General features: G+C 70.8%; 22 protein-coding genes. 7 read left to right on the top strand and 15 right to left on the bottom strand.

Annotated features, from left to right (window positions below; genetic code table 11):
* From C6N40_RS08545 to lptM, 3 genes are read right to left on the bottom strand one after another with little or no spacing between them, the layout of a single operon-like run.
* Complete coding sequence (locus C6N40_RS08545) at positions 1–675, bottom strand: DUF484 family protein (protein WP_106990594.1); 675 nt, start codon at positions 673–675, stop codon at positions 1–3.
* Entirely contained in the window at positions 675–1529 is an 855-nt protein-coding gene (gene dapF / locus C6N40_RS08540; protein WP_106990593.1) for a diaminopimelate epimerase, read from the bottom strand. The genes C6N40_RS08545 and dapF overlap by 1 nt, the downstream gene beginning before the upstream one ends.
* Positions 1526–1639 (bottom strand): LPS translocon maturation chaperone LptM, encoded by a 114-nt coding sequence (gene lptM, locus C6N40_RS14450; RefSeq protein ID WP_240183483.1) that lies wholly within the window; start codon positions 1637–1639, stop codon positions 1526–1528. The genes dapF and lptM overlap by 4 nt, the downstream gene beginning before the upstream one ends.
* 34 nt (positions 1640–1673) lie before the next feature.
* On the opposite strand from lptM, the gene C6N40_RS08535 reads away from it, so the two are divergent.
* On the top strand, positions 1674–2351 hold the full coding sequence (locus tag C6N40_RS08535; protein ID WP_106990592.1) for a hypothetical protein: 678 nt from the start codon (positions 1674–1676) through the stop codon (positions 2349–2351).
* 66 nt (positions 2352–2417) lie between these two features.
* Here C6N40_RS08535 and C6N40_RS08530 read toward each other — a convergent pair whose 3' ends face one another.
* The 3 genes from C6N40_RS08530 to C6N40_RS08520 are packed head-to-tail and all read right to left on the bottom strand — an operon-like array spanning position 2418 to position 7221.
* Entirely contained in the window at positions 2418–4589 is a 2172-nt protein-coding gene (locus C6N40_RS08530; protein WP_106990591.1) for a S9 family peptidase, read from the bottom strand.
* Between the two features lies 1 nt (position 4590).
* A complete protein-coding gene (locus C6N40_RS08525; RefSeq protein WP_106990590.1) occupies positions 4591–6699 on the bottom strand; it encodes a prolyl oligopeptidase family serine peptidase in 2109 nt (702 codons plus the stop codon).
* A 36-nt stretch (positions 6700–6735) separates the two neighbouring features.
* Entirely contained in the window at positions 6736–7221 is a 486-nt protein-coding gene (locus C6N40_RS08520) for a GNAT family N-acetyltransferase (protein WP_106990589.1), read from the bottom strand.
* 66 nt (positions 7222–7287) lie between these two features.
* Between C6N40_RS08520 and C6N40_RS08515 the strand changes: the two genes are divergently transcribed.
* Positions 7288–8775 carry a RimK family protein gene (locus C6N40_RS08515; RefSeq protein ID WP_106990588.1) on the top strand — a complete coding sequence of 496 codons (1488 nt, stop codon included), beginning with the start codon at positions 7288–7290 and terminating at the stop codon, positions 8773–8775.
* Here C6N40_RS08515 and C6N40_RS08510 read toward each other — a convergent pair.
* Positions 8735–9052, bottom strand: coding sequence for a hypothetical protein (locus C6N40_RS08510; RefSeq protein WP_106990587.1), 318 nt, complete (start codon positions 9050–9052; stop codon positions 8735–8737). The two genes, C6N40_RS08515 and C6N40_RS08510, sit on opposite strands and share 41 nt — an antisense overlap.
* 128 nt (positions 9053–9180) lie before the next feature.
* On the opposite strand from C6N40_RS08510, the gene C6N40_RS14445 reads away from it, so the two are divergent.
* A complete protein-coding gene (locus tag C6N40_RS14445; protein ID WP_240183482.1) occupies positions 9181–9738 on the top strand; it encodes a lipocalin family protein in 558 nt (185 codons plus the stop codon).
* Positions 9739–9742: 4 nt separating this feature from the next.
* Here C6N40_RS14445 and C6N40_RS08505 read toward each other — a convergent pair whose 3' ends face one another.
* Positions 9743–10708, bottom strand: coding sequence for a patatin-like phospholipase family protein (locus C6N40_RS08505; protein WP_240183481.1), 966 nt, complete (start codon positions 10706–10708; stop codon positions 9743–9745).
* Positions 10698–11666, bottom strand: coding sequence for a helix-turn-helix transcriptional regulator (locus tag C6N40_RS08500; RefSeq protein ID WP_106990586.1), 969 nt, complete (start codon positions 11664–11666; stop codon positions 10698–10700). The genes C6N40_RS08505 and C6N40_RS08500 overlap by 11 nt, the downstream gene beginning before the upstream one ends.
* 77 nt (positions 11667–11743) lie before the next feature.
* Between C6N40_RS08500 and C6N40_RS08495 the strand changes: the two genes are divergently transcribed.
* From C6N40_RS08495 to C6N40_RS08480, 4 genes are read left to right on the top strand one after another with little or no spacing between them, the layout of a single operon-like run.
* Entirely contained in the window at positions 11744–14584 is a 2841-nt protein-coding gene (locus tag C6N40_RS08495; protein ID WP_205208581.1) for a molybdopterin oxidoreductase family protein, read from the top strand.
* Between the two features lie 2 nt (positions 14585–14586).
* On the top strand, positions 14587–16365 hold the full coding sequence (locus C6N40_RS08490) for an SLC13 family permease (RefSeq protein WP_106990584.1): 1779 nt from the start codon (positions 14587–14589) through the stop codon (positions 16363–16365).
* Position 16366: 1 nt separating this feature from the next.
* Positions 16367–17116 carry a 4Fe-4S dicluster domain-containing protein gene (locus tag C6N40_RS08485; RefSeq protein ID WP_106990583.1) on the top strand — a complete coding sequence of 250 codons (750 nt, stop codon included), beginning with the start codon at positions 16367–16369 and terminating at the stop codon, positions 17114–17116.
* Between the two features lies 1 nt (position 17117).
* Entirely contained in the window at positions 17118–18083 is a 966-nt protein-coding gene (locus C6N40_RS08480; protein ID WP_106990582.1) for a dimethyl sulfoxide reductase anchor subunit family protein, read from the top strand.
* Between the two features lie 43 nt (positions 18084–18126).
* Here C6N40_RS08480 and hemC read toward each other — a convergent pair whose 3' ends face one another.
* Genes hemC through C6N40_RS08450 form a run of 6 tightly spaced genes read right to left on the bottom strand, consistent with a single transcriptional unit; the run spans position 18127 to position 22884 of the window.
* Positions 18127–19035, bottom strand: a complete 909-nt coding sequence (hemC, locus tag C6N40_RS08475) for a hydroxymethylbilane synthase (protein WP_106990581.1) — start codon at positions 19033–19035, stop codon at positions 18127–18129.
* Between the two features lie 8 nt (positions 19036–19043).
* Positions 19044–19775: a LytR/AlgR family response regulator transcription factor gene (locus C6N40_RS08470; RefSeq protein ID WP_106990580.1), complete on the bottom strand. Its 732-nt coding sequence runs from the start codon at positions 19773–19775 to the stop codon at positions 19044–19046.
* Between the two features lie 32 nt (positions 19776–19807).
* On the bottom strand, positions 19808–20479 hold the full coding sequence (locus tag C6N40_RS08465; RefSeq protein ID WP_106990579.1) for an alpha/beta hydrolase: 672 nt from the start codon (positions 20477–20479) through the stop codon (positions 19808–19810).
* Complete coding sequence (locus tag C6N40_RS08460) at positions 20476–21228, bottom strand: hypothetical protein (protein ID WP_106990578.1); 753 nt, start codon at positions 21226–21228, stop codon at positions 20476–20478. The genes C6N40_RS08465 and C6N40_RS08460 overlap by 4 nt, the downstream gene beginning before the upstream one ends.
* Positions 21225–22031 carry a hypothetical protein gene (locus C6N40_RS08455; protein ID WP_106990577.1) on the bottom strand — a complete coding sequence of 269 codons (807 nt, stop codon included), beginning with the start codon at positions 22029–22031 and terminating at the stop codon, positions 21225–21227. The genes C6N40_RS08460 and C6N40_RS08455 overlap by 4 nt, the downstream gene beginning before the upstream one ends.
* Positions 22024–22884, bottom strand: coding sequence for an ATP-binding cassette domain-containing protein (locus C6N40_RS08450; protein WP_106990576.1), 861 nt, complete (start codon positions 22882–22884; stop codon positions 22024–22026). Before C6N40_RS08450 ends, C6N40_RS08455 begins: the two co-directional genes overlap by 8 nt.
* Positions 22885–22940 lie beyond the last annotated feature (56 nt).

The following is a 22940-nucleotide window of genomic DNA, read 5'->3' as shown; positions in this document are numbered from 1 at the left end:
TCAGTCGCGCGGGCGCCGGCCCAGGGCGGTGACCAGCGACTCGGCCATCAGCCGCAGGAACAGCGTGCCCATGCCCGGGAAGAAGCGGTTGGCGTCGGAGCTGCCAACGGCCAGCATGCCCAGGCCCGGCAGCGGCAGCAGCACCGCCGAGGCGGCGTCGCCGGCGCGCTCGCCGAACAGCAGGGACAGCTTGTCCTGGTTGAGGCGGCCGGTGAGCGGTTCGCCGGCGGCCAGGAAATCCTTGAACGGCCTGAGCGCCGCGTCGGCAGCCGGCACCACCTGCAGCCAGTCGGCTTCCAGGCCCGGCACCGGCTCGAACAGCACCACCCGCACCAGCTCGCCGCGGAAGTCTTCGCCCAGCACCGCCACCATGGTCTGCAGGGTTTCGGCCGGACCATTGGCGCGCATCAGCGCCAGCCCCAGCTGGTGGGTGCGCACCGTGAGGCGCTCGTTTTCCTGGGCGTTGGCGAACAGCTCGTTCAGGCGCCGGGTGAGCTCGCGGTTCTTGTCGCGCAGCACGTCGAGCTGGTAGCTGGCCAGCGACGCGGCCTGCCCTTCTTCCTTCGGCACCACCAGCGACACCGCCAGGTCCGGGAACTGGGCCAGGAACTTCGGGTGGCGGCGCAGGAAGGCCGCGACTTCGTGGGCGCCGAGGCGCTCGGTCTTGTCGTCCATCATTCGGGTTGCTCCAACAGCAGTTCGCCCTCGAACACGAAGGCGGTGGGGCCGGCCATGACGACGGAGGCGTCGTCGGCGGGCCAGGTGATCTCGAGCGTGCCGCCGGGCAGCTCGACGAAGGCGTGTCGGGCCAGGCGGCCCCGGCGCACCAGCGCCACCACGGCGGCGCAGGCGCCACTGCCGCAGGCCAGGGTTTCGCCGGCGCCGCGCTCGAACACGCGCAGGCGGATGCGGTCGGGCGCCAGCACCTGGGCGAAGCCGACGTTCACGCCCTCGGGGAATTCCGGCCGGGCCTGCAGCGCGGGACCCAGGCGGGCCACGGGCGCGGCGGCGACGTCAGCGACTTCGATGACCGCGTGCGGGTTGCCCATCGAGACCGCGCCGAAGGCCACTTCGCCGCCGTCCAGCGGCAGGCGGTATTCGACGGCTTCGGCTTCGGCGCGGAAGGGAATGGCGGCCGGCGCCAGGCGCGGGGGCCCCATGTCGATCGCATAGCGGCCGGCGCCCAAGGCTTCGGCCTGCACCGGGCCGGCCGGGCTGTCGAGGCGGAAGCGCGGCGACATGGCCACGCCCTCGCGACGCAGCCAGGCGGCGACGCAGCGGGCGCCGTTGCCGCACTGGCTGGCCGGCGTGCCGTCGGCGTTCCAGATGCGGTAGCGGGCCAGGCAGTCGGGGAAGGCGCTGTCCTCGATGGTCAGCAGCTGGTCGCAGCCGACGCCGGCATGGCGGTCGGCCAGCCTGCGTGCCAGCGCCGGCCCGGGCGCGTCGCGGCCGCCGCGCAGGTCGAGCACGACGAAGTCGTTGCCCGCGCCGTGCATCTTGGAAAAGCGCAGGGCCCTGCCGGCGCTCATGGCGCGGCGGCGACCCCGGCCTGGCCAGGACGCACGAGGTCGCCCTTGTTGCCGCAGGCGGCGGCCAGGAACACGGCGAGCAAGAGCATCAGCACACGAGAGGTTTTCATGCGGCGAGTATAGTCCGGGGCAGGACCACAGCGAATGGAGGTCGGGATGACGCTTTCGGGCGGATTGTTCGCCGTTGCGCTGGCGCTGGCCGCGGCCGGGCTGCTGCCCTGGCTGCCCCGGCGGCGCAAGCGCACGCTGCGCCCGCAGCCGCGCCGTGGCTGGACCGGGCGGGCCCTGGGGGCGCTGCTGCTGTCGCTGGCCCTGCTGATCGCCGGCACCGGCGTGCTGCTCAGGCAGTACCACTGGCTGGTGGCCGATGTGCCGGTGGCCTCGATCGAGCTGCGCCAGCTGGGCAGCCAGCATTTCGAAGCAACCCTGGTGCTGGGCGACGCGCCGCCACGGGTGCTGGAACTGCGCGGCGACCAGTGGCAGCTCGATGCCCGCGTGATCCGCTGGACCCTGCCGGCCCAGCTGTCCGGGCTGGCCCCGGTCTATCGCTTCGAGCGGCTGTCGGGCCGTTATGCCGAGCCGGCGCAGGAGCACAGCGCCGAGCGCAGCGTGCACGACCTGCGCGAAGGCTGGGACTTCTGGGAGTTCCGCCAGCAGTGGCTGGCGGGCCTGCCGATCGCCGACGCGCGCTGGGGCAGCGCCGCCTACCTGCCGATGATCGACGGTGCCCGCTTCACCGTCTCCCTCAACCCCCAGGGCGGCCTCGTCGCCACCCCCGCCGATCCCCGCACCGAACTGCTGCTCCAGCAGGCCGGGTGGTGAGGAACAGGAAAGGGGGTCAGGTTCACTTTCCCATGGGAAAGTGAACCTGACCCCCTTTCTTTGGCTTCAGCGAAGGCCGAGGTGGTGCAGGACGAAGGCGTACTCTTCGGCGCGCTCGCGGTAGCGCTGGAAACGACCCGACCTGCCGCCGTGGCCGGCTTCCATGTTGGTGCGCAGCAGCAGCGGGTTGGCGTCGGTCTTGGTGGCGCGCAGGCGGGTAACCCACTTGGCCGGCTCGAAGTACTGCACCTGGCTGTCCCACAGGCCGGTGGTCACCAGCAGCGGCGGGTAGGCCTGGGCGCTCACCTGGTCGTAGGGCGAGTAGGACAGCATGTACTCGTAGTACACCGGGTCCTTGGGATTGCCCCACTCGTCGAACTCGTTGGTGGTGAGCGGGATCGACTCGTCGAGCATCGTCGTCACCACGTCCACGAAGGGCACGTGCGCAACGATGGCGGCGTAGCGGTCGGGCGCCATGTTCGCCACCGCGCCCATCAGCAGGCCGCCGGCGCTGCCGCCCATCGCCGCCACGCGGCCCTCGGCGGCGTAACCTTCCGCCACCAGGAAGTCGGTGACGTCGATGAAGTCGGTGAAGGTGTTGACCTTGTTGAGCAGCTTGCCGTCCTCGTACCACTGCCGGCCCATCTCCTGCCCGCCGCGGATGTGCGCCACGGCGTAGACCGCGCCGCGGTCGACCAGGCTGATGACGTTGGCGTTGAAGCCCGGGTCGCTGCTGCTGCCGTAGGAGCCGTAGCTGTACTGGTACAGCGCCGCCGTGCCGTCCTTCACGAAGCCCTTGCGGTAGAGCACCGACACCGGCACCTTCGTGCCGTCGCGGGCCGTGGCCCACAGGCGCTCGGTGACGTAGTTGGCCTTGTCGAAGCCGCCCAGCACCGGCTGCTCCTTGAGCATGCGGCGCTCGCCGGTGCGGGTGTCGAGCTCGTAGGTGGTCGCCGGCGTGGTCAGCGAGGTGTAGGTGTAGCGCAGCCAGTCGGTGCCCGGCTCGGCGTTCACCGACATGCCCATCGCGTACGCGCTCTCGTCGGCCTTGACGAACTCGTCGCGCCTGCCGTCCCAGTCGCGGATGCGGATGCGCTGCAGGCCGCCGCTTCGCTCGGACACGGCGATGAAATCGTTGAACAGGGTGACGCCCGAGATCAGCACGTCCTGCGAGTGCGGGATCATCTCCTTCCAGAGCCCGCGATCGCCCCAGGCCTGGCCGTCGGCCAGGGTCATGACGCGGAAGTTGGTGGCGTCCCAGTTGGTGCTGATCACCCAGCGGCCGTTGAGGTGGTCGGCCGAATATTCGAAGTCGCGCTGGCGCGGCGCCAGCACCCTGAACTCGCCCGGCGCATCGGCCTCGGTGCAGCGCAGTTCCGACGACACCGTGCTCTCGACGCCGATGCACAGGTACTGGTCGGAGCGGGTGCGGCCGATGCCCATGTAGAAGGTGTCGTCGGCCTCCTCGTAGACCACCCGGTCGGCCGACGCCGGCGTGCCCAGCACGTGGCGCCTGACGCGCTTGCCCAGCAGCGTGGTCGGGTCGTTCTCGATGTAGTAGAGCGTGCGGTTGTCGTTGCCCCACATCAGCGCGGCCGCGGCGCCGGTGATGCGATCGGCCAGCACCTCGCCCGTGGCCAGGTCCTTGACCTGGATGACCATCTGGCGGCGGCCCACTTCATCGGAGGCGAAGGCCGCGAGCCGGCCATCCGGGCTCACCTCGTAGTTGCCGAGCTGGAAGAAGTTCTTGCCCTCGGCCATCTGGTTCACGTCGAACAGCACCTGCTCGGGCGCGTCCATCGTGCCCTGGCGGCGGGCGTGGATCGGGTACTCCTTCCCGGTCTCGTAGCGCGTGTAGTACCAGTAGCCGTCCTCGATGTAGGGAACGCTCGAGTCGTCCTGCTTCACCCGGCCCACCAGCTCCTGGTAGAGCGTTTCCTCCAGGCCTTCGAGCGGCGCCAGCACCTTGTCGGTGTAGGCGTTCTCGGCGTTGAGGTAGGACAGCACGTCCGGGTCCTTGCGGGTGTCGTCGCGCAGCCAGTAGTACTCGTCCTGGCGCGCCGCGCCGTGCGGCGCGGTGACCAGGAACGGGCGCGGCTGCGCCACCGGGGCGCCTGCGAGCTCGCCGAGCGCGAGGGTCGGCTCCGGCGCGGCCGGCTGCGGCGGCGGCGTGCTGGCGCAGCCGGCCAGCGAGGCGGCCAGGAAGGCCGCGGCGATGGGAAGCAGGCGGAGTTTCATGTCACTTGCCCTCGAAGAGCTTCTGCTTGAGGAAGGTGTAGGCCAGCGCGCCCATGGTGGCCGACTGGGCGTTGTTGGCGGCGCCGCCGTGGCCACCCTCGATGTTCTCGTAGTAGGTGACGTCGTGGCCCTGCGCTTCCATCAGCGCCATCATCTTGCGGGCGTGGCCCGGATGGACGCGGTCGTCGCGGGTGGAGGTGGTGAACAGCACCGGCGGGTAGTCCACGTCCCTGGCGACGTTCTGGTACGGCGAGTACTTGCGCAGGAACTCCCACTCTTCCGGCTTGTCCGGGTCGCCGTACTCGGCCATCCAGGACGCGCCCGCCAGCAGCAGGTGGTAGCGCTTCATGTCCAGCAGCGGCACCTGGCAGACCACGGCGCCGAACAGCTGCGGGTACATCACCGTCATGTTGCCCATCAGCAGGCCGCCGTTGCTGCCGCCCTGGATGCCCAGGCGCTTGGGCTGCGTGACCTTGCGGGCGATGAGGTCCTCGGCCACCGCCGCGAAATCTTCGTAGGCCTTGTTGCGGTTGGCCTTGAGCGCGGCCTGGTGCCAGCGCGGGCCGTACTCGCCGCCGCCGCGGATGTTGGCCACCACGTAGACGCCGCCGTCGGCCAGCCAGGCCTTGCCCACGCCCGCGGAATAGCCCGGGGTCATCGAAACCTCGAAGCCGCCGTAGCCATAGAGCAGGGTCGGGTTGTCGCCGTCGAGCTTGAGGTCCTTGCGCGAGACCATGAAGTACGGCACGCGGGTGCCGTCCTTGCTGGTGGCGAAGTGCTGTTCGATGCGGTACGGCGAGGCGTCGAAGAAGGCCGGCAGCTGCTTGAGCACCTCGGGCTGCTTGCCGATCTCGCCCATCAGCAGCGAGGTCGGGGTGAGGTAGTCGGCCACGGTCATGAAGTAGGCGTTGGACTCATCCGCGTCCACCGCGCTGATGCCCACGGTGCCGAACTGCGGCGCACCCACCAGCGGCTCCTTCTTCCAGCCGTCTTCGCCCGGGGTGAGTACGTAGATGCGGTTCTTGACGTCCTCGAGGACGTTGATGAAGTAGTAGTCCCTGGTGGCGCCGGCGCTGGCCAGCGAGGTGTTGTCGGTGGGCTCGAACAGCACGTCGAAGTCGCGGCTGCCGGCCATGAAGGCGTCGAGTTTGATCGCCAGCAGCGAACCGGCCGGGTGCTCCTTGCCGCCGACCGCCCAAGGCTGGCGCAGCTCGACGCTCAGCCACTCGCGGAAAACGCCCTTCTGGGCGCCGTCGGGCAGGTCGAGCTTGGTGAGCTTGTCGCCCTCGCCGCGCAGGTAGAGCTCGTTGGTGTAGAAGGTCAGGCCGCGGTAGACGAAGTCACGCTCCCAGCCCGGGGTGTCGTCGCGGTAGGCGCCGACCGAGATGTCGCTGGCCTGGCCTTCGAAGATCGTGCGGGCCTCGGACAGCGGCGTGCCGCGCTTCCACTCCTTGGCGATGCGCGGGTAGCCCGAGTCGGTCATCGAGCCGTCGCCGAAGTCGGTGCTCACGTAGACGGTGTCGATGTCGATCCAGTTCACCTGGCCCTTGGCCTCGGGCCGGCTGAAGCCGCCCTCGACGAAGGCCTTGTCGGAGACGTCGAACTCGCGGGTGACGGTGGCGTCGGCGCCGCCGCGGCTGAGGTCGATCAGGCAGCGGTCGTAGTCGGGGCGCAGGCAGTCGGCGCCGGCCCAGACCCAGTTCACGCCCTCGGCCTTGCCGAGCGCGTCGATGTCGAGCAGCACCTCCCACTTCGGCTCGTCCTTGCGGTACTCCTCGAGCGTGGTGCGGCGCCAGACGCCCTGCGGATTGAGCTTGTCGCGCCAGAAGTTGTAGTAGTAGCCGCCCATCTTGCCCACGTAGGGGATGCGGGCGTTGGAGTCGAGGATCTCCAGCAGGTCCGCGCGCACCTGCTCGAAGCGCGGGTCGCCGCCCAGCTTCTCCGTGGACACGGCGTTGCGCGCGCGCACCCAGTCCAGGGCCTTCTCGCCTTCGACGTCCTCGAGCCAGAGATAGGGATCTTCGTTCATCGCGGCGGGTTCGGTGGCAAACGCGGGTGCAGTGGCGGAAAGGGCGCCGGCGACGAGCCAGGCCAGGGCGGTGGGACGCATGGAGGTTTCCCCGATAAGTGGCACAAGCCACCGACGCTAGCACGGCCGCTCGTTAAGCTTCCGTAGGCCTTTGGTCATGGTCCTGGCGTAGCGCCAGCCGGGGGCGCCGTCCTCGTAGTAGGCCGGAAGGGCGGCGACGCGGTGGTAGCCGGCGGCCTCGTACAGGGCCGCGGCGGCGCGGTTGTCCTGGCGGACCTCGAGGCGCAGGCCCGTGCGGCCGGCGGCAGCGGCCTGGCGCCCGGCGTCGGCCAGCAGGCGACGGCCCAGGCCCTGGCCGCGCGCGGCCGGGTCGACGGCGATCGAGTACAGGCGGGCCCAGGCGCTGCCCTGGCGCAGCAGCACCAGGTGGTAACCGAGCAGGCGCCCACCCGCCGCCGCGACCCGGAGCCGCGCCCGCGGGTTGCCCAGGTGGTGGCGGAACTGCCGCGCGGAAAGCCGGTCGCCGGGGAAGCCGGCCTCCAGCGCCAGCAGGGCCGGAAGGTCGTCTGGACGGGCGTCTCGCAGGCGCGCGGGGCTTGGCATGGCGGCAGTCTATCCAAGCCGGCGGGGAAGGCTCATGCTTCGCGCCATCGCCCCCGCCCCGCCGCCATGAGCCGCCTCGTCATCGTCGTTGAGAAGCCCGCCGACTGGGGCGCTTTTTATCCGTCGGACAACGTGGTGGCCGCCGCCGACTACCTGCGCGGCGACGTGGGCGCCGAGGGCGAGCGCACCCAGGTGATCAACCTGTGCCGCAGCTACAAGTACATGGGCACGGGCTACTACGTGTCGCTGCTGGCCGAGGCGCGCGGGCACAAGGTGATCCCGAGCGTGCGCACCATCAACGACCTGCGCCGGCGCTCGCTCTACGGCCTGGACATCGAGGACCTCAACGCCCGGCTGGGCAAGTTCCTGCCCGAGGGTTCGCGCGACGCCAGCGACTTCGGCCTGCTGGTGTATTTCGGGCGCACCCATTACACGCCGCTCGAGGACCTGGCCCAGCAGGTGTTCGAAACCTTCCCCTGCCCGGTGCTGCGCATCGAGTTCGAGCGCCAGCGGGTGTGGCAGATCGCCGCGATCAAGCCGGCCAGCCTGCACACGCTCACCGACGACCAGGAAACCGCCTTCGCCGACGCGCTCGACGCCTTCAGCAAGAAGCTCTGGCGCAAGCCGCGGGCGCGGCGCAAGTACCGCTACGACCTGGCCATGCTGCAGGACCCGGCCGAACCCATGCCGCCGTCGAACAAGAAGGCGCTCAAGCGCTTCATCGAGGCCGGGAAGGAACTCGATATCGAGGTCGACCCGATCGGAAAGCGCGACTTCACGCGGCTGGCCGAGTACGACGGCCTGTTCATCCGCGAGACCACGGCGGTGGACAACCACACCTACCGCTTCGCGCATCGCGCCGAGCGCGAGGACATGGTGGTGATCGACGACCCGCAGTCGATCCTGCGCTGCACCAACAAGATCTACCTGCACGACCGCCTGCGCAGCCGCAAGCTGCCGACGCCGCGCACCGAGATCGTGTTCCGCGACGACGCCCGCAAACTCGCCGACCTGCCCGGGCTGCTGGGCCTGCCGCTGGTGCTCAAGATCCCCGACGGCAGCTTCTCGCGCGGCATCCACAAGGTGTCGACGCCTGAAGAACTGAAGTCGGCGGCCGAGCTGCTGTTCCAGCAGACCGCGCTGCTGCTGGCCCAGGAGTTCGTGCCCACCGAATTCGACTGGCGCATCGGCGTGCTCGACGGCGAGCCGCTGTATGCCTGCCAGTACTTCATGTCGCGCGGGCACTGGCAGATCTACGACCATGGCGCCAAGCCCGGCACCGTGCGCTCGGGCGGCTTCAAGACCCTGCCCGTGCGCGAGGCGCCGTCCGAGGTGGTGCGCCTGGCCACCCGCGCCAGCAACGCCATCGGCAACGGCCTCTACGGCGTCGACCTGAAGGTGGTGAAGGACCGCACGGTGGTCATCGAGGTCAACGACAACCCCAGCATCGACGCCGGCGTCGAGGACGCCTACCTGGGCGAGGACCTGTACCGGCGGATCATGACCGGGTTCCTCAGGCGGCTCGAGCGTAAGCGGCTCGGCGTGCGCGACTGACCGGACGGGCCGCCCGCGCGGCAAAACGCTGGCGGCGGCGTGGCGTGGCGCGGACGAGGTGCGCACGCCACGCCGTCGCCAGGAACCGGCGGTGCAGCGTGAGCAGGGCCAGGGCCGGCAAGGCCGGCAGCCAGAAGCTGGCGGCCGGGCCCAGCAGGGCCTGGCCGAAGGTGAGCGGGGGCAGGACCACGGCCAGCAGCGCCAGGCCCAGGGCCTGCCACAGCAGCTTCGAAAGCACGGGATCGACGGCGGGGGCTTCGGGGCGGAAACGGGGCATGGGCGTGTCCTGCGTTGGGCTTGCAGGCAGGTTGCCGCGCCCCTGTCTCAGGGACCGAGACGCCGGTTTGACGCCACCTTCAGCGCGCTTCCCGCAGGCTGGCGGCCTCGACAACCCGGGAGCCGACCATGCGCCGCCTCGCCACCATCGTGCTGCTGGCCCTGCTGGCCGGCTGCGCCAGCACCGGAGGAACCAACATGCCGCCGCTCCGCACCGAAGCCAGCGTCGACCTCGAGCGCTACATGGGCCGCTGGTGGGTGATCGCCAACGTCCCCTACTTCGCCGAGCGCGGCAAGGTCGCCACGGCCGACGTCTACGCGCTGCGCGAGGACGGCCGCATCAGCAACACCTATGTCTACCGCAAGGCGTTCGACAAGCCCGAGAAGTCGATGGCCGGCGTGGCCACCGTACTGCCCGGCAGCAACAACGCGCACTGGCGCATCGCCTTCTGGCGTGGCCTGGTGAAGGCCGACCTGCTGGTGATGGAAGTGGCGCCGGATTATTCCTGGGCGCTGATCGGCCACCCCAAGCGCCGCCTGGCCTGGATCTTCGGCCGCGAGCAGACCATGGACGAAGCGCTCTACCTGCGCCTGCGCGCGCGCTTCGCCGACTGGGGCTACGACCCCGAAACCATCCTGCGCGTGCCGCAGCGGCCGGAACAGGCCGGGCAGCCGGGTTTCCAGTAAGGGCTCAGAGCCCGGCGGCGTCGAGCGCCTTCTCGGCGGCGGCGCGGCCGCGCTCGACCAGCTCGCGGGCGCGCCAGAACTCGTAGAAGGTGGCCGATTCGCGCGAGAGCTGGATCAGCAGGTCGGGCGGGTCCTGGGCCAGCTGCACGCGGGACATGTGCGCCTGCATGGTGTCGAGCGAGCGCGACATCAGGTCCATCACGCCGCGGCTCTTGTGCTTGCCGGTACGCGCCGGCGTCACCGAGGCAGTGATCGAGTCCCAGATCGAAGCCATGCGTTCGCGCAGGCCATCGGGCGCATCGCCGCCCGGCTCGGGCGCCTCCTCTTCCTCGCCGTGCCCGGCCTCGGCCTCTTCGGCACGCGGCGCCAGGGCCGGGTTGGCCCAGGGTGCCGGGCCGTTGACGTCCACGGCGATCACGCGGTCCACGCGCATCTGCCGCGTCGCGGCGATCGGCACTGGGGCCAGCAGGCCGCCGTCCACCAGCTCGCGGCCCTCGAACTGCGCCGGGGTGAAGACCATCGGGATGGCGATAGAGGCGCGGATGGCGTCGAACAGCTTGCCGCGCGTCAGCCACACCTCGCGCTGGCTGGCCAGGTCGGTGGCCACCGCGGTGTAGGGGATCGGCAGGTCCTCGATCAGGTGGTCGCCCACCAGCTCGCGCAGCGCGGCGATCACGCGTTCGCCGCGGATCAGGCCCGGGTAGCCATAGACGAAGTCGAGCAGGCGCAGCACGTCGGTGCGCTCGAGCGCGCAGGCCCAGTCGGTGTACTCCTTCAGCCGGCCGGCGGCGTAGATGCCGCCCACCAGCGCACCCATCGAGGCGCCGGCGATGCCGGCGACCTGGTAGCCGCGCGCCTCCAGGGCCTGGATGACGCCGACGTGGGCGATGCCGCGGGCGCCGCCGGCGCCCAGCACCAGCGCCACGCGCTTGCCCGGCGCCACCTCCTGGCGCGGCGATTCAGCGTTCATAGGCCGACAGCGCCAGCTGCAGCATCGTGCGCGCCTGGGCGCGCAGCGCCTGCGGCTCCATCACCTCGGCGTCGGCGCCATAGCGCAGCACGTCCATCAGCAGCTCCTTGGCATTGCTGTAGGGCAGGCGCAGCTCGTAGCGGCCATCGGGCAGGAAGCGGCCCTCCTGCTTGCTGTGCCAGTGCTCGTCGGAAACCCAGCGCGCGGCCTTGGCCGAGAACACGATCACGGCCGTGCCCTTGGGCGTGCCCGAGAAAATGCCGTAGCTCGAGGCCAGGTGCTGGTTGAGCTCCTCGTCGGGCAGGTCGCGGGCGGCGGCCTCGAGCAGGCGGGCATGCTGGATGCGGTCGACCGAAAAACTGCGCAGCGCCTCGCGCTCGTGGTCGAAGGCGTCGAGGTACCAGTTGTCCTTGTAATGGGTGAGCCGCTGCGGCGAGACCTTGCGGTGGGTGCGCTCGTTGGTCGAACGCGCCAGGTAGTCGAACTCCAGCTGCCGGCGCTCGAGCACGGCGCTGGCCACCAGCCGGAAGGCCAGCTCGTCGCGCCGGCGCACGCCGGAGGCGATCACGCGCACGCGCTCCACCGGCCAGCGCTTGCCGCCGGCCTGCTGGGCCAGCAGCGATTCGATGCGGCCCTTGAGCGGCGCCAGCGCGCTCGACAGCACGCCCTGGCCGGTGCGGTCGAGCAGCTGGTGGGCGGCCAGCAGCGCGTGCAGCTCGTCGGAGTTGAGCCACAGGCCGGGCAGCTCGAAGCGCTCGGCTTCCTTGGTTTCGTAGCGGATGCTGCCCTCGCCCTCGCTCTCGACCGGCGCGCCCAGCGCATCGCGCAGGAAGGCGATGTCGCGGTAAAGGGTGGCGCGCGAGCAGCCCAGTTCCTCCATCAGGCTGCGGATCGGCACCGGGTAGCGGGCGGTCTTGAGGCTGCGGTGCAGGGCGAGGATGCGCTCGTAGCGGTCCATGGGAATTCCGGGTGACGCGGGCAGGCACCTAGGATGGCAGTTCCTGCCCCCGGCCCGCCACTGGCACAATGCCCGCCATGCGCGAGCCAGACCTGAATCTGCAGCAGCCCGTGGGCGACCAGGTCCGGCAGACGACCTGTTACATGTGCGCCTGCCGCTGCGGCATCAACGTGCACCTGCGCGAAGGCAAGGTGCGCTACATCGAGGGCAACCCGGCCCACCCGGTCAACCGCGGCGTGCTCTGCGCCAAGGGTTCGGCCGGCATCATGCAGCACTATTCGCCGGCGCGGCTGGACAAGCCCATGAAGCGCGTCGGCGAGCGCGGCGAGAACCGTTTCGAGGAGATTTCCTGGGACGAGGCGCTGGAACTCGCGGCCGGCTGGCTGCGCGAGGCCCGCGAACGCGACCCCGACCGCCTGGCCTTCTTCACCGGCCGCGACCAGAGCCAGGCTCTCACCGGCTGGTGGGCGCAGCAGTACGGCACCATCAACTACGCCGCGCACGGCGGCTTTTGCTCGGTGAACATGGCCGCCGGCGGCCTGTACACCCTGGGCGGCAGTTTCTGGGAGTTCGGCGAGCCCGATTGGGAGCACACGAAGTACCTGGTGCTCTGGGGCGTGGCCGAAGACCACGACTCGAACCCGATCAAGCTGGGCCTGGGCCACCTCAAGCAGCGCGGCGCCAAAGTGGTGGCGGTGAACCCGGTGCGCAGCGGCTACGGCGCGATCGCCGACGAGTGGATCGGCATCCGGCCGGGCACCGACGGCCTGCTGGTGTTCTCGCTCATCCACGAACTGCTCCGGGCCGACCGCGTCGACCTCGACTACCTGGTGCGCTACACCAACGCGCACTGGCTGGTGGTCGACAACCCGGGCGGCGCCGACGACGGCTTGTTCGCGCGCGACGCCGAAGGGCGCGCGCTGTGCTGGAACCGAGATCTTGCAGGAGCGCCTTCAGGGGGTCCGGCGCCAGCGGATGCGACGGGCATCCGCCCCGCCATCGTCGGCGGAGTCACCCTGCCCGACGGCCGCCGCGCGCGCCCGGTGTTCCACCTCGTCGCGGAGCGCTACCTCGACCCGAAGTACGCGCCGGAGGCCGTGGCCGAACGCTGCGGCGTGCCCGCCGCCACCATCCGCCGGCTGGCGCAGGAGATCGCCGCGGCGGCCTTCGACGAGCCGGTGGTCATCGAGCAGCCCTGGACCGACGCGCACGGCGTACGCCACGAGCGCATGGTCGGCCGCGGCGTGGCCTTCCACGCCATGCGCGGCATCAGCGCGCACTCCAACGGCTTCCACACCTGTCGCGCGCTGCACCTGCTGCAGCTGCTGCTGGGCGCGGTCGACACGCCGGGCAGCTTCCGCTACCAGCCGCCTTTCCCGCGGCCGGTGCCGCCGGCGAACCGGCCCGGCAAGGCGCGCCAGGCCAACGGCGCGCTCGACGCCGCGCCGCTGGGCTTCATCCACGGCCCCGAGGACCTGCTGGTGGACGCCGACGGCCAGCCACGGCGCCTCGACCACGCCTATTCCTGGCGCTACCCGCTGGCCGTGCACGGCATGATGCACACGGTCATCCGCAACGCCTGGGCGGCCGACCCCAAGCCGGTGGACGTGCTGCTGATGTTCATGGCCAACATGAGCTGGAACTCGGCCATGAACACCGCCGAGACCATGCGCTGGCTCACCGACAAGGATGCCTCGGGCCAGTACCGGATCCCGAGGATCATCTACTCGGACGCCTACGCCAGCGAGATGGTGGCCTACGCCGACCTGGTGCTGCCCGACACCACCTACCTCGAGCGCTTCGACGCGATCTCGCTGCTCGACCGGCCGATTTCCGACGCCGACCGCGCCGCCGACGCCATGCGCCACCCGGTGCTCGACGCGGCCACGCAGCGCGAGGGCCGCGACGTGCGCGGCTTCCAGGACGTGCTGCTCGAGCTCGGTGCGCGCATCGGCCTGCCGGCCCTGCTCAAGGACGACGGCACGCCGCGCTACCGCGATTACGCCGACTACATCGTCAACCACGAACGCGCGCCCGGCGTCGGCCTGCTGGCCGGCTGGCGCGGCGGCGGCAGCCAGCACGGCAAGGGCGCGCCCAATCCGGACCAGCTCGGGCACTACCGCGCCAACGGCGGCTTCTGGAGCGCCGAGGTGCCCGCCGCCGGCCGCTACTTCAAGATGGCCAACCGCGACTACCTGCAGTGGTCGCATTCGATGGGTTTCATCGCCAGGGCCGAGCCGGTGGTGCTGCAGCTGTATTCGGAAACGCTGCAGAAATTCCGCCTCGCGGCCCGCGGCCACGGCCCGGTGCAGCCGCCCGAGGCCGAGCGCGAACGCGTGGCCACCTACTTCGACCCGCTGCCGCTGTGGTACGAGCCCTTCGAGGGCAGCCAGCTCGATCTGAAGCAGTACCCGCTCAGCGCCGTCACCCAGCGCCCGCCCTTCATGTACCACGCCTGGGGTTCGCAGAACGCCTGGCTGCGCCAGATCACCGCGCGCAACTACCTCTACCTGCACCCCGACACCGCGGCCCGGCACGGCCTGGCCGACGAGGACTGGGTGCACGTGGACTCGCACAACGGCCGCATCACCGTGCAGTGCAAGCTCGCCGGCAATGTGCAGCCCGACACCGTCTGGACCTGGAACGCGATCGGCAAGCGCCGCGGCGCCTGGCGGCTGTCGGCGGACGCGCCCGAAGCCAGCAAGGGCTTCCTGCTCAACCACCTGATCTCCGACCAGCTGCCCGACGGCGGCTACGCCAACGCCGACCCGGTGACCGGCCAGGCCGCCTGGTTCGACCTGCGCGTGGCCATCCACAAGGCCACGGGCGTGGACGAGGTCGCGCCCCGGTTCGCGCCCCTGGGCGACAACCCGGACAATGCCCCGCTGCGCTACGGCGCCGGATTCAGGAAACGCTGACGATGGAAATGGATGCCATCCTGACGCTGCTGGTGCTGGTGGGTGCGGTGGCGCTGTTCGTCACCGAGAAGCTGCCGGTGGACGTGGTGGCCATGCTGGTGCTGGCCAGCCTGCTGGTGCTGGGCCTGGTGAACCCGGCCGAGGCGCTGTCGGGTTTCTCCAGCGAGGCCACCATCACGGTGGCGGCGATGTTCGTGCTCAGCGCCGGCCTGGCGCATACCGGCGCGCTGCTCTCCATCGGCCGGCTGTTCGGGCGCGTGCGCAGGCCCTGGCTGTTCCTGCTGCTGATCCTGGTCGTGGTCGGGCCGATCTCGGCCTTCGTCAACAACACGGCGGCGGTGGCGGTGTTCCTGCCGATGGTGCTGGCGGCCACGGCCGCGAACCGCAGCTCGCCTTCACAGGTGCTCATCCCGATGTCCTACGCGGCGCAGATGGGCGGTGTCTGCACCCTGATCGGCACCTCGACCAACCTGCTGGTCAACTCGATGGCCAAGGACCTGGGCCACCCGGGCTTCGGGCTGTTCGACTTCGCGCCGCTGGGCCTGGTCACGATGGCCGTGGGCTTCGTCTACCTGATGCTGTTCCGGCGCTGGCTGCTGCCGCACCATCCGCCGACGCCGCTGACCGAGACCTACGAGCTGGGCAAGTACATCACCGAGCTGCGGGTGATGCCGGATTCGCCGCTGATCGGCCATTCCGTCTCCGCCTCGCAGCTGGCCGAGCGCCACAAGGTCTACGTGCTCGAGCTGCTGCGCGGCACCGAGAAGCACTGGGCGCCGCGCGCGGAGAGGCTGCGCGAGGGCGACGTGCTGCTGGTGCGCGGCGACTGGACCAAGCTCAAGGCGCTCAAGGACGAGGCCAAGCTCGAGCTCGAGCCGGAGTTCCAGCTGCAGGACAGCCAGTTCACCGGCGAGGACGGCGACGCCGCCCAGGTGCTGCTGGAGGTGATGGTCGCGCCCGGCGCGCGCCTGGCCGGGCGCAGCCTGCGCGAGCTGGACTTCCAGTGGAACTACAACGCCACCGTGCTTGCCCTGCACCGCCGCGGCGAAGTGCTGCGCGAGCAGATCCGCGACGTCAGCCTCAACGTCGGCGACGTAATGCTTCTGCTGTGCCCGCGCACCGAGGTCGACGCCTTCCGCGCGAACCAGAACCTGGTGGTGCTCAACGAGCGCGACGACGCCGAGCCGCCGCGCAGCAAGGCGCTGCTGGCGGTGGGCATCATGGCTGCCGCGGTCGGCGTGGCGGCGCTGGGCTGGCTGCCGATCGTGGCCTCGTCCATCCTCGGCGGCATCGCCCTGGTGGCCACGCGCTGCATCGGCAACGACCAGGCCTACCAGGCCGTGGACTGGCGCGTGATCGTGCTGCTGGCCGGCGTGCTGCCGCTGGGCATCGCGATGCAGAAGTCCGGGCTGGCCCAGGGCATCGCCGACTTCTCGGTGCACTGGGTCGGCGGCCTCGGCCCGCTGGCGGTGCTGGCGGCGGTGTACCTGATCACCTCGCTGCTGACCGAGCTGATGAGCAACAACGCCGCCGCCGTGCTGATCACGCCGATCGCCTTTTCCACCGCGGTTAGCCTGGGCGTGAGCCCGACACCCTTCCTCGTGGCGGTGCTGTTCGCCGCCTCCACCAGCTTCGCCACGCCCGTGGGCTACCAGACCAACACAATGGTGTACAACGCCGGCAACTACCGCTTCATGGACTTCATCAGGATCGGCATGCCGCTCAACCTGCTGTTCTGGGGCCTGGCCGTGTACCTGATCCCGAAGTTCTTCCCCTTCTGACATGACCGCCCTGCCCGCCCCCGGAAAGAAGAAGCTCGGCCTGGTGATCGACCTCGACACCTGCGTCGGCTGCCACGCCTGCGCGGTGAGCTGCAAGGAGTGGAACGCCGGCGGCATCGCCGGCCCGCTCACCGACGAGCGGCCCTACGGCAAGGACCCGAGCGGCGTGTGGTTCAACCGCGTGCACAGCTACGAGGTCGCGGCCACCGGCGACCAGCCCGCCACCACCCTGCACTTCCCGCGCAGCTGCCTGCACTGCGAGACGCCGGCCTGCGTCACGGTCTGCCCGACCGGCGCCAGCTTCAAGCGCGCCGAGGACGGCATCGTGCTGGTGGACGAGGACAAGTGCATCGGCTGCAAGCTGTGCAGCTGGGCCTGCCCCTACGGCGCGCGCGAGTACAGCGCGGTCGAGGGTGTGATGAAGAAATGCACGCTGTGCGTGGACCGCATCTACAACGAGTCCATCCCCGAGGCGCAGCGCCAGCCGGCCTGCGTGCAGGCCTGCCCGACGCGCGCCCGGCACTTCGGCGACCTCGGCGACCCCGACTCGGACGTCTCGCGGCTGGTGGCCGAACGCGGCGGCGTTCCGCTGATGCCTGAGCTGGGCTACGCGCCGGTGAATCGCTACCTGCCGCAGCGGCCGCGCCGCGCCGGGCCGTCCGGCGAAGCCGACGCGCCCGCCGCCGAGCGGCTCGACACCACGCAACTCAACCCCCTGCTGCGCTGGCTCGACCGCGCCCTGAGCCGCTGACATGCATCCGGCCTTCTCCGTCCTGCTCTTCACCACACTTTCCGGCGCGGGCTACGGCCTGCTCGCCTGGACGATGCTGCTGCTGGCCTTCGAGCGCCCGGGCGCGCTCATGGGCAGCACGCCGCTGATGTTCCTGGGCCTGATCGGCGCGGCGACGTTCCTGTTCACTGCCGGCCTGCTCAGTTCGCTGGGGCACCTGGGCAAGCCGCAGCGCGCCTGGCGCGCATTCAGCCAGTGGCGCACCTCCTGGCTTTCGCGCGAGGGCGTGCTGGCGGTGGCGGTGTACGTGCCGGTGCTGCTGCTGTGCTGGTGGCTGTCGGCGCCGCTGCGCGGCGAGGCCACGGGCGCGGGCCTGCCGGACGAGGCCCGCTGGGCGATCCGCGCCGCGGCGCTGCTGGCCCTGGCCACGGTGTTCTCGACGGCGATGATCTATGCCTCGCTCAGGCCGGTGCCGGCCTGGCGCCACGTGCTGGTGCCGCCGGTGTACCTGGGCTTCGCGCTGATGTGCGGGCTGCTGCTGATGCTGCTGGGCCAGCGCCTGGCCGGTGGCGTGGCGGTGTCGCAGCTGCTGGCGGTGGCGGCCGTGCTGGCCGCCGGGCTGGCGCTGCTCAAGCTCGCCTACTGGTGGTCGATCGACCGGCGCCGCGCGCCGGTGACGCGCGCCTCGGCCCTGGGCCTGCCGGCCGGGCGCGAGGCGAGCGTGTTCGAACGGCCGCACACGGAAGCCAATTACCTGACCACCGAGATGGGCTTCGTTCTGGCGCGCAAGCATGCGCGCAAGCTGCGGGCGATCGCGGTGCTGCTGTTCGGCGTTCTGCCGGCGGCCTGCTGCTGGCTGGCCTGGGTGTTCCCGGACGCGGCCACGCCGGTGCTGGCGCTGGCGGTGCTGGCGTCGCTGCTGGGGGCGCTGGTGGAACGGTGGCTGTTCTTCGCCGAGGCGAAGCACCTGGTCATGACGTACTACTGAGCCACCCTGAAGGCGCTCCTACAGGAGACGGGGCCGACGCGACTCAGGGCAACAGCGCGTCGGCGCCGCGGGCGACCAGCATGTCGGCCACCTGCTCGCCCAGCTTCTCCGGCTCCGACAGCGGACCGCTGGCGTAGCCGCGCACGGTCTGCCCCGACTTCGCGTCGCCCACCAATCCCTCGAGCGAGATCCGGTCCTTGCTGATCGTGGCGTAGGCCGCGATCGGCACCCGGCAGCTGCCGCCGAGCAGGCGCGTCATGGCGCGCTCGGCGCGGGTGCACAGGCGCGTGGCCTCGTGGTCGAGCGGCGCGAACAGCGCGCGCGTGGCCTCGTCGCCGGCGCGGATCTCCACCGCCACCGCGCCCTGCGCGGCCGCCGGAATGAAACGCGGCGCCTGCAGGCGCTCGCGGATGCGCGCGCCCAGGCCCAGGCGTTCGAGACCGGCGCAGGCCAGCACGATGGCGTCGTAGTCGCCGGCGTCGAGCTTGGCCAGGCGGGTGTTGACGTTGCCGCGCAGGTCGAGCAGCGCGAGGTCGGGACGGTGCGCGCGCAGCAGGGCCTGCCGGCGCAGCGAAGACGTACCGACGCGGGCGCCGAAAGGCAGTTCCTCGAGCGCCGCGAAGCGGTTCGAGACGAAGGCATCGAAGGGGTCGGCGCGCTCGAGCACCGCGGCCAGCTCGAACGGGCCCTCGAGCTCCATCGGCACATCCTTGAGCGAGTGCACGGCGGCGTCGGCGCGGCCCTCGAGCATCGCCACCTCGAGTTCCTTCAGGAACAGGCCCTTGCCGCCGATCTCGGCCAGCGGCTGGTCCAGCACCTGGTCGCCGCGCGTGGTCATGGGCACCAGTTCGACCTCGAGGCCCGGGTGGGCTTCGCGCAGGCGCGCGGCCACGTGTTCGGTCTGCCAGAGCGCGAGTGCGCTCTCGCGCGTGGCCAGCCGGATGTGTTCCATGTTTCCCCCTAGAGGTGTTTCAGTCGTTCGCGAAGCGCGGGCAGGCTGCGGCGGCTGACCTCGAGCGCGGCGTCGGAGTTGCGAAGTATGGCCCGCACCTGGCCGTCGGTGCCGCGGCGCAGCTCGGCGAACTCGTCGGCGGCGACCAGGCAGTTGCGGTGGATGCGGATGAAGCGGTCGGCGAATTCGAGCTCGAGCGACTTGAGCGACTCCTCGATCAGGTCTTCGCCGCGGGCGTGGTGCACGACCACGTATTTTTCCTCGGCCTGCAGGTAGCGGATGTCCTCGACCGGGATCAGCCGCAGGCTGCCGCGCAGGCGCGCGCTGAGGTGGCTGCGGCGGCGCTCCGCCGCGCCGGGCAGGGCCGGCAGCTGCTGTGCGCTGCGATGCCGGCGCGCGCGCTCCAGCGCCTCGGCCAGGCGCTCCTTGCGCACGGGCTTGACCAGGTAGTCGACGGCCGCGGCTTCGAAGGCGGCCAGCGCGTGCTGGTCGTAGGCGGTGCAGAAGATGACCGCCGGCGGCGGCCGCAGCGCGGCCAGGTGGTGCGCGGCCTCGAGCCCGTCCATCACCGGCATCGAGATGTCCAGCAGCACGCCGTCGACGCCCAGGGCCTCGGCCTGCTCCACCGCCTCGCGGCCGTTGCCGGCCTCGCCGGCCACCACGTGGCCGCCGAGCTCCGACACCAGCGCGGCCAGGCGCTGCCTGGCCAGCGGTTCGTCGTCGACGATCAGGAGCTTCATGGGCGAAGTATGCCCCAGCCGGGGCGGCCGGCTCAGCCGGCCTGGAAGCGCTGGCCCAGCCAGCCGGCCAGGTCGCGCACTTCCTCGGCGCAGACGCTGTGCGGCATCGGGTAGGTGTGCCAGTCCACGGCCACGCCCAGCGACCGCAGCTGGTCGCGGCTGCGGGCGCCGAAACCCTCCGGCACCACCGGGTCGTGGCTGCCGTGGGCCATGAACACCGGCGTGCGCAGGCCCTGCGGCGTGGCTTCGGCCGCCGTGGTCGAGCCCATCGGCAGGTAGGTGGACAGGCCAACCAGGGCCGCCAGCGGGGCCTCGCGGCGCACGCCCGCGGCCAGGGCGATGGCGCCGCCCTGGGAGAAGCCGGCCAGCACGATGCGCTCGCTGGGCACGCCGCGTTCGTTCTCGCGGGCGATCAGGGCCTCGACCTGGGCGATGGACTGGCGCACGCCGGTTTCGTCGGCGCGCTGGTCGAGGTCGAGGTTCTTGAGGTCGTACCAGGCCCGCATCGGCAGGCCGTTGTTGAGCGTCACCGGCCGCACCGGCGCGTGCGGGAACACGAAGCGCAGCGCCGGCCAGCCCGGCCGCAGCAGCTCGGGCACGATCGGCTCGAAATCGTGGCCGTCGGCGCCCAGGCCATGCAGCCAGAGGATGGACCAGGCCGGTGCGGGGCCGGTGGTTTTTTCAACGCAGTCGAGCAGGCTCATTCGGTGCTTTCCCCGGCGGCGGCGTCCGGCTCCGCCGTGCCATCTTGCTGGATGTGGATATGGTCCAGGCTGCGCGAGGGACCGAGCGTGAACCAGGCCTTCGGGCCCAGCCGCAGGCGTGCTTCGCCGACCTGGCTGGGGAGGTTGATACCCAGCCCGCCGCGGCGCAGGTCCACTTCGAGCCTGCCGATGTGGCCTGACTCGATGGCCACCACCTTGCCGCACTCACCCAGGCAATCCTCGTTGGTTGCCACCGCAGCCGCGAGGCTGACCGATTCGGGTTGTTCGGCGGAGGCTTGGCCCGGGGCGACGGCCGGGCGCAGGTCCTGGATGTGCAGCTCGGCCGCATCACCGCCCCAGAAGATGGCACCGGTCGTCTGCACCTGCAGGCTTTCCGTCTTTGCGGCGGAGGTGATGCGCGCGCCGGGAACGATCAGCGTCCGGACGCTCGTGGGCAGCCGTACCTGCAAGTCGAATTGGCCCGACGACGGGGAGGCCAGCACCAGTCGGTCACCGTCCCTTCGCTGCGTCACTGCCTGGTCAGGATCGAACAGCTCGAAGCCGGGCGTGGCGTCGTTGCGCAGCACGACGCCCACCCCGCCGGGCGCCTGGATCTCGACCTCGCGAATGCCTTCGAGGTCGAGCACTCCGCGCGTTACGGGCGCGGCAGGCGGCGGATCGGGCAGCACCAGGGCCGCCACCAGCACGACCAGGGCCAGGCCGAAACAAACCAGGGTGCGCGGCATCATGCGACCTGCCTCTCGCGCAAGGCGAACAGCGAGGCGAGCCAGGTCAGCGCGGGCACCGCGAACCAGGCCAGCGGGATCAGTATCGGGACCAGGCCTTCGGTCGCCCTCTCGCGCATGCCGGGTGTCCACCACGACAGGAACACGTCACCGTCTCCGCCCATGGCCGTGACGAAAATGAGCAGGAGCATCAGCACGAAGCCCGCGACGATCGTCTTGAGGAAGGGCATCGTGCGGAAGTACACGCTGCCCAGCAGGGCGAAGCCCTGGAGGGTGCCCAGCCACAGCACCGCGTTCAGGAAGGCCCCGCGGCTTTCGAACACCTGCCAGGGAAACACCGGTTCGTAGCGCCCCCAGTCGGCCATGTAGGGACGGGTGTCCTCGGCGCCGGCGGCAATGTCGGCAGCCACCTTGGCCCCCGCGTAGAGCGCGGCCGGCAGGTTGCAGATCTGGAAGGCCAGGGCGTAGGCCAGCGGGTACGCCACCGCAACCACCAGCAGGGCCAGCAGCCACTTCTCGAAGGCTGACGCCGGCCGCATCAGCAGCAAGCCGGCCGATTCGCGCCGCGCCATGCCACTGAAGTAGCGCCCCGCGAAGATCGTTCCGGTGATGAACAGCCCGGCGTAGAAGATGCCGATCTGCGCGGCGGCGTGGAAGCTGCGATAGCCCTTGTCGCCGCTGAAAAGCAGGAGCAGCAGCACCACGAAGTGCACGATGATGCCGATGCCCAGGAACCAACCCCAGCTGCGCCACTGCTCGGCCCACTGGGCGCGCGCGAGGCGGAGGAAACGCGCCGGCTCAAACATGGGCCACCTCCGCCTGGCGCATGGCGTCGAGCACGCCGGCCTTGTTCAGGCTCAGCGCCTTGTAAAGCAGCTCCAGATGCACGCTGCCCGGCGCGTCGCCGCGGTTGCGCGCCACGTAGGGGCGCTGCGTGCCCATCTGCTCGTGGTAGATCAGGCCCTCGACCCCGGCCAGGGCCGCGTCGTCGTCGGCGACGCCCATGCTCAGCGCGCGCGCCAGCGCCGGCATCGGCGCCGACAGCGCCAGCTTCGCGGCATCGACGAACAGCACATGGCCGAGGATGCGCTCGAGGTCGTGCGCCTGGTGGGTGCTGATGACGACGATGCGCTCGCGGTGTTCGGGGCGGGCGATGATGGCCTTGAACTGGTCGCGGCCGACGATGTCGAGCCCGTTGGTGGGCTCGTCGAGCAGCAGCACCGGGGTGAAGCTGGCCAGGGCGAAGGCCATCACGGCTTTCTTCTTCTGGCCGAGGCTCATTTCGCCGAAGCGGCGGTCGCGCTCGAGTTCGAACACGTCGAGGTATTCGCCGAAGGCCTCGCGCGAAAAGCGCGGATAAAAGGCCGCATGGGTGCGGCGCAGCGCCTCGGGGCTGAGGTCGGGGAGATGGAACTCCTCGGGCACCAGCATCACTTGCGCCAGCAGGCGCGGGTCGCGATGGCGGGGTTCGTGGCCCTGCACGCTCACCCGGCCGGCCTGCGGGAACAGCAGGCCCGCCAGCAGCTTGAGCAGGGTCGACTTGCCGCTGCCGTTGCGTCCGAACAGGCCGTAGACGCCGGGCTGGTCGAGCCGCAGCTGGAAGCCGTCGTAAAGCCGCGTCTTGCGGTAGCCGAAAGACAAACCCTCGATGTGGATCACGTGCGCCCCTGCCGCTGGTCCAGCCGGCATTCTAGCCAGCTTGCGCGGCGTGGGCG

It is taken from the genome of Arenimonas caeni (genome assembly GCF_003024235.1).
Lineage (GTDB): Bacteria > Pseudomonadota > Gammaproteobacteria > Xanthomonadales > Xanthomonadaceae > Arenimonas > Arenimonas caeni.
Note: the sequence above shows the minus strand (reverse complement) of the source record. Positions and strands in the feature narration are given on the sequence as shown.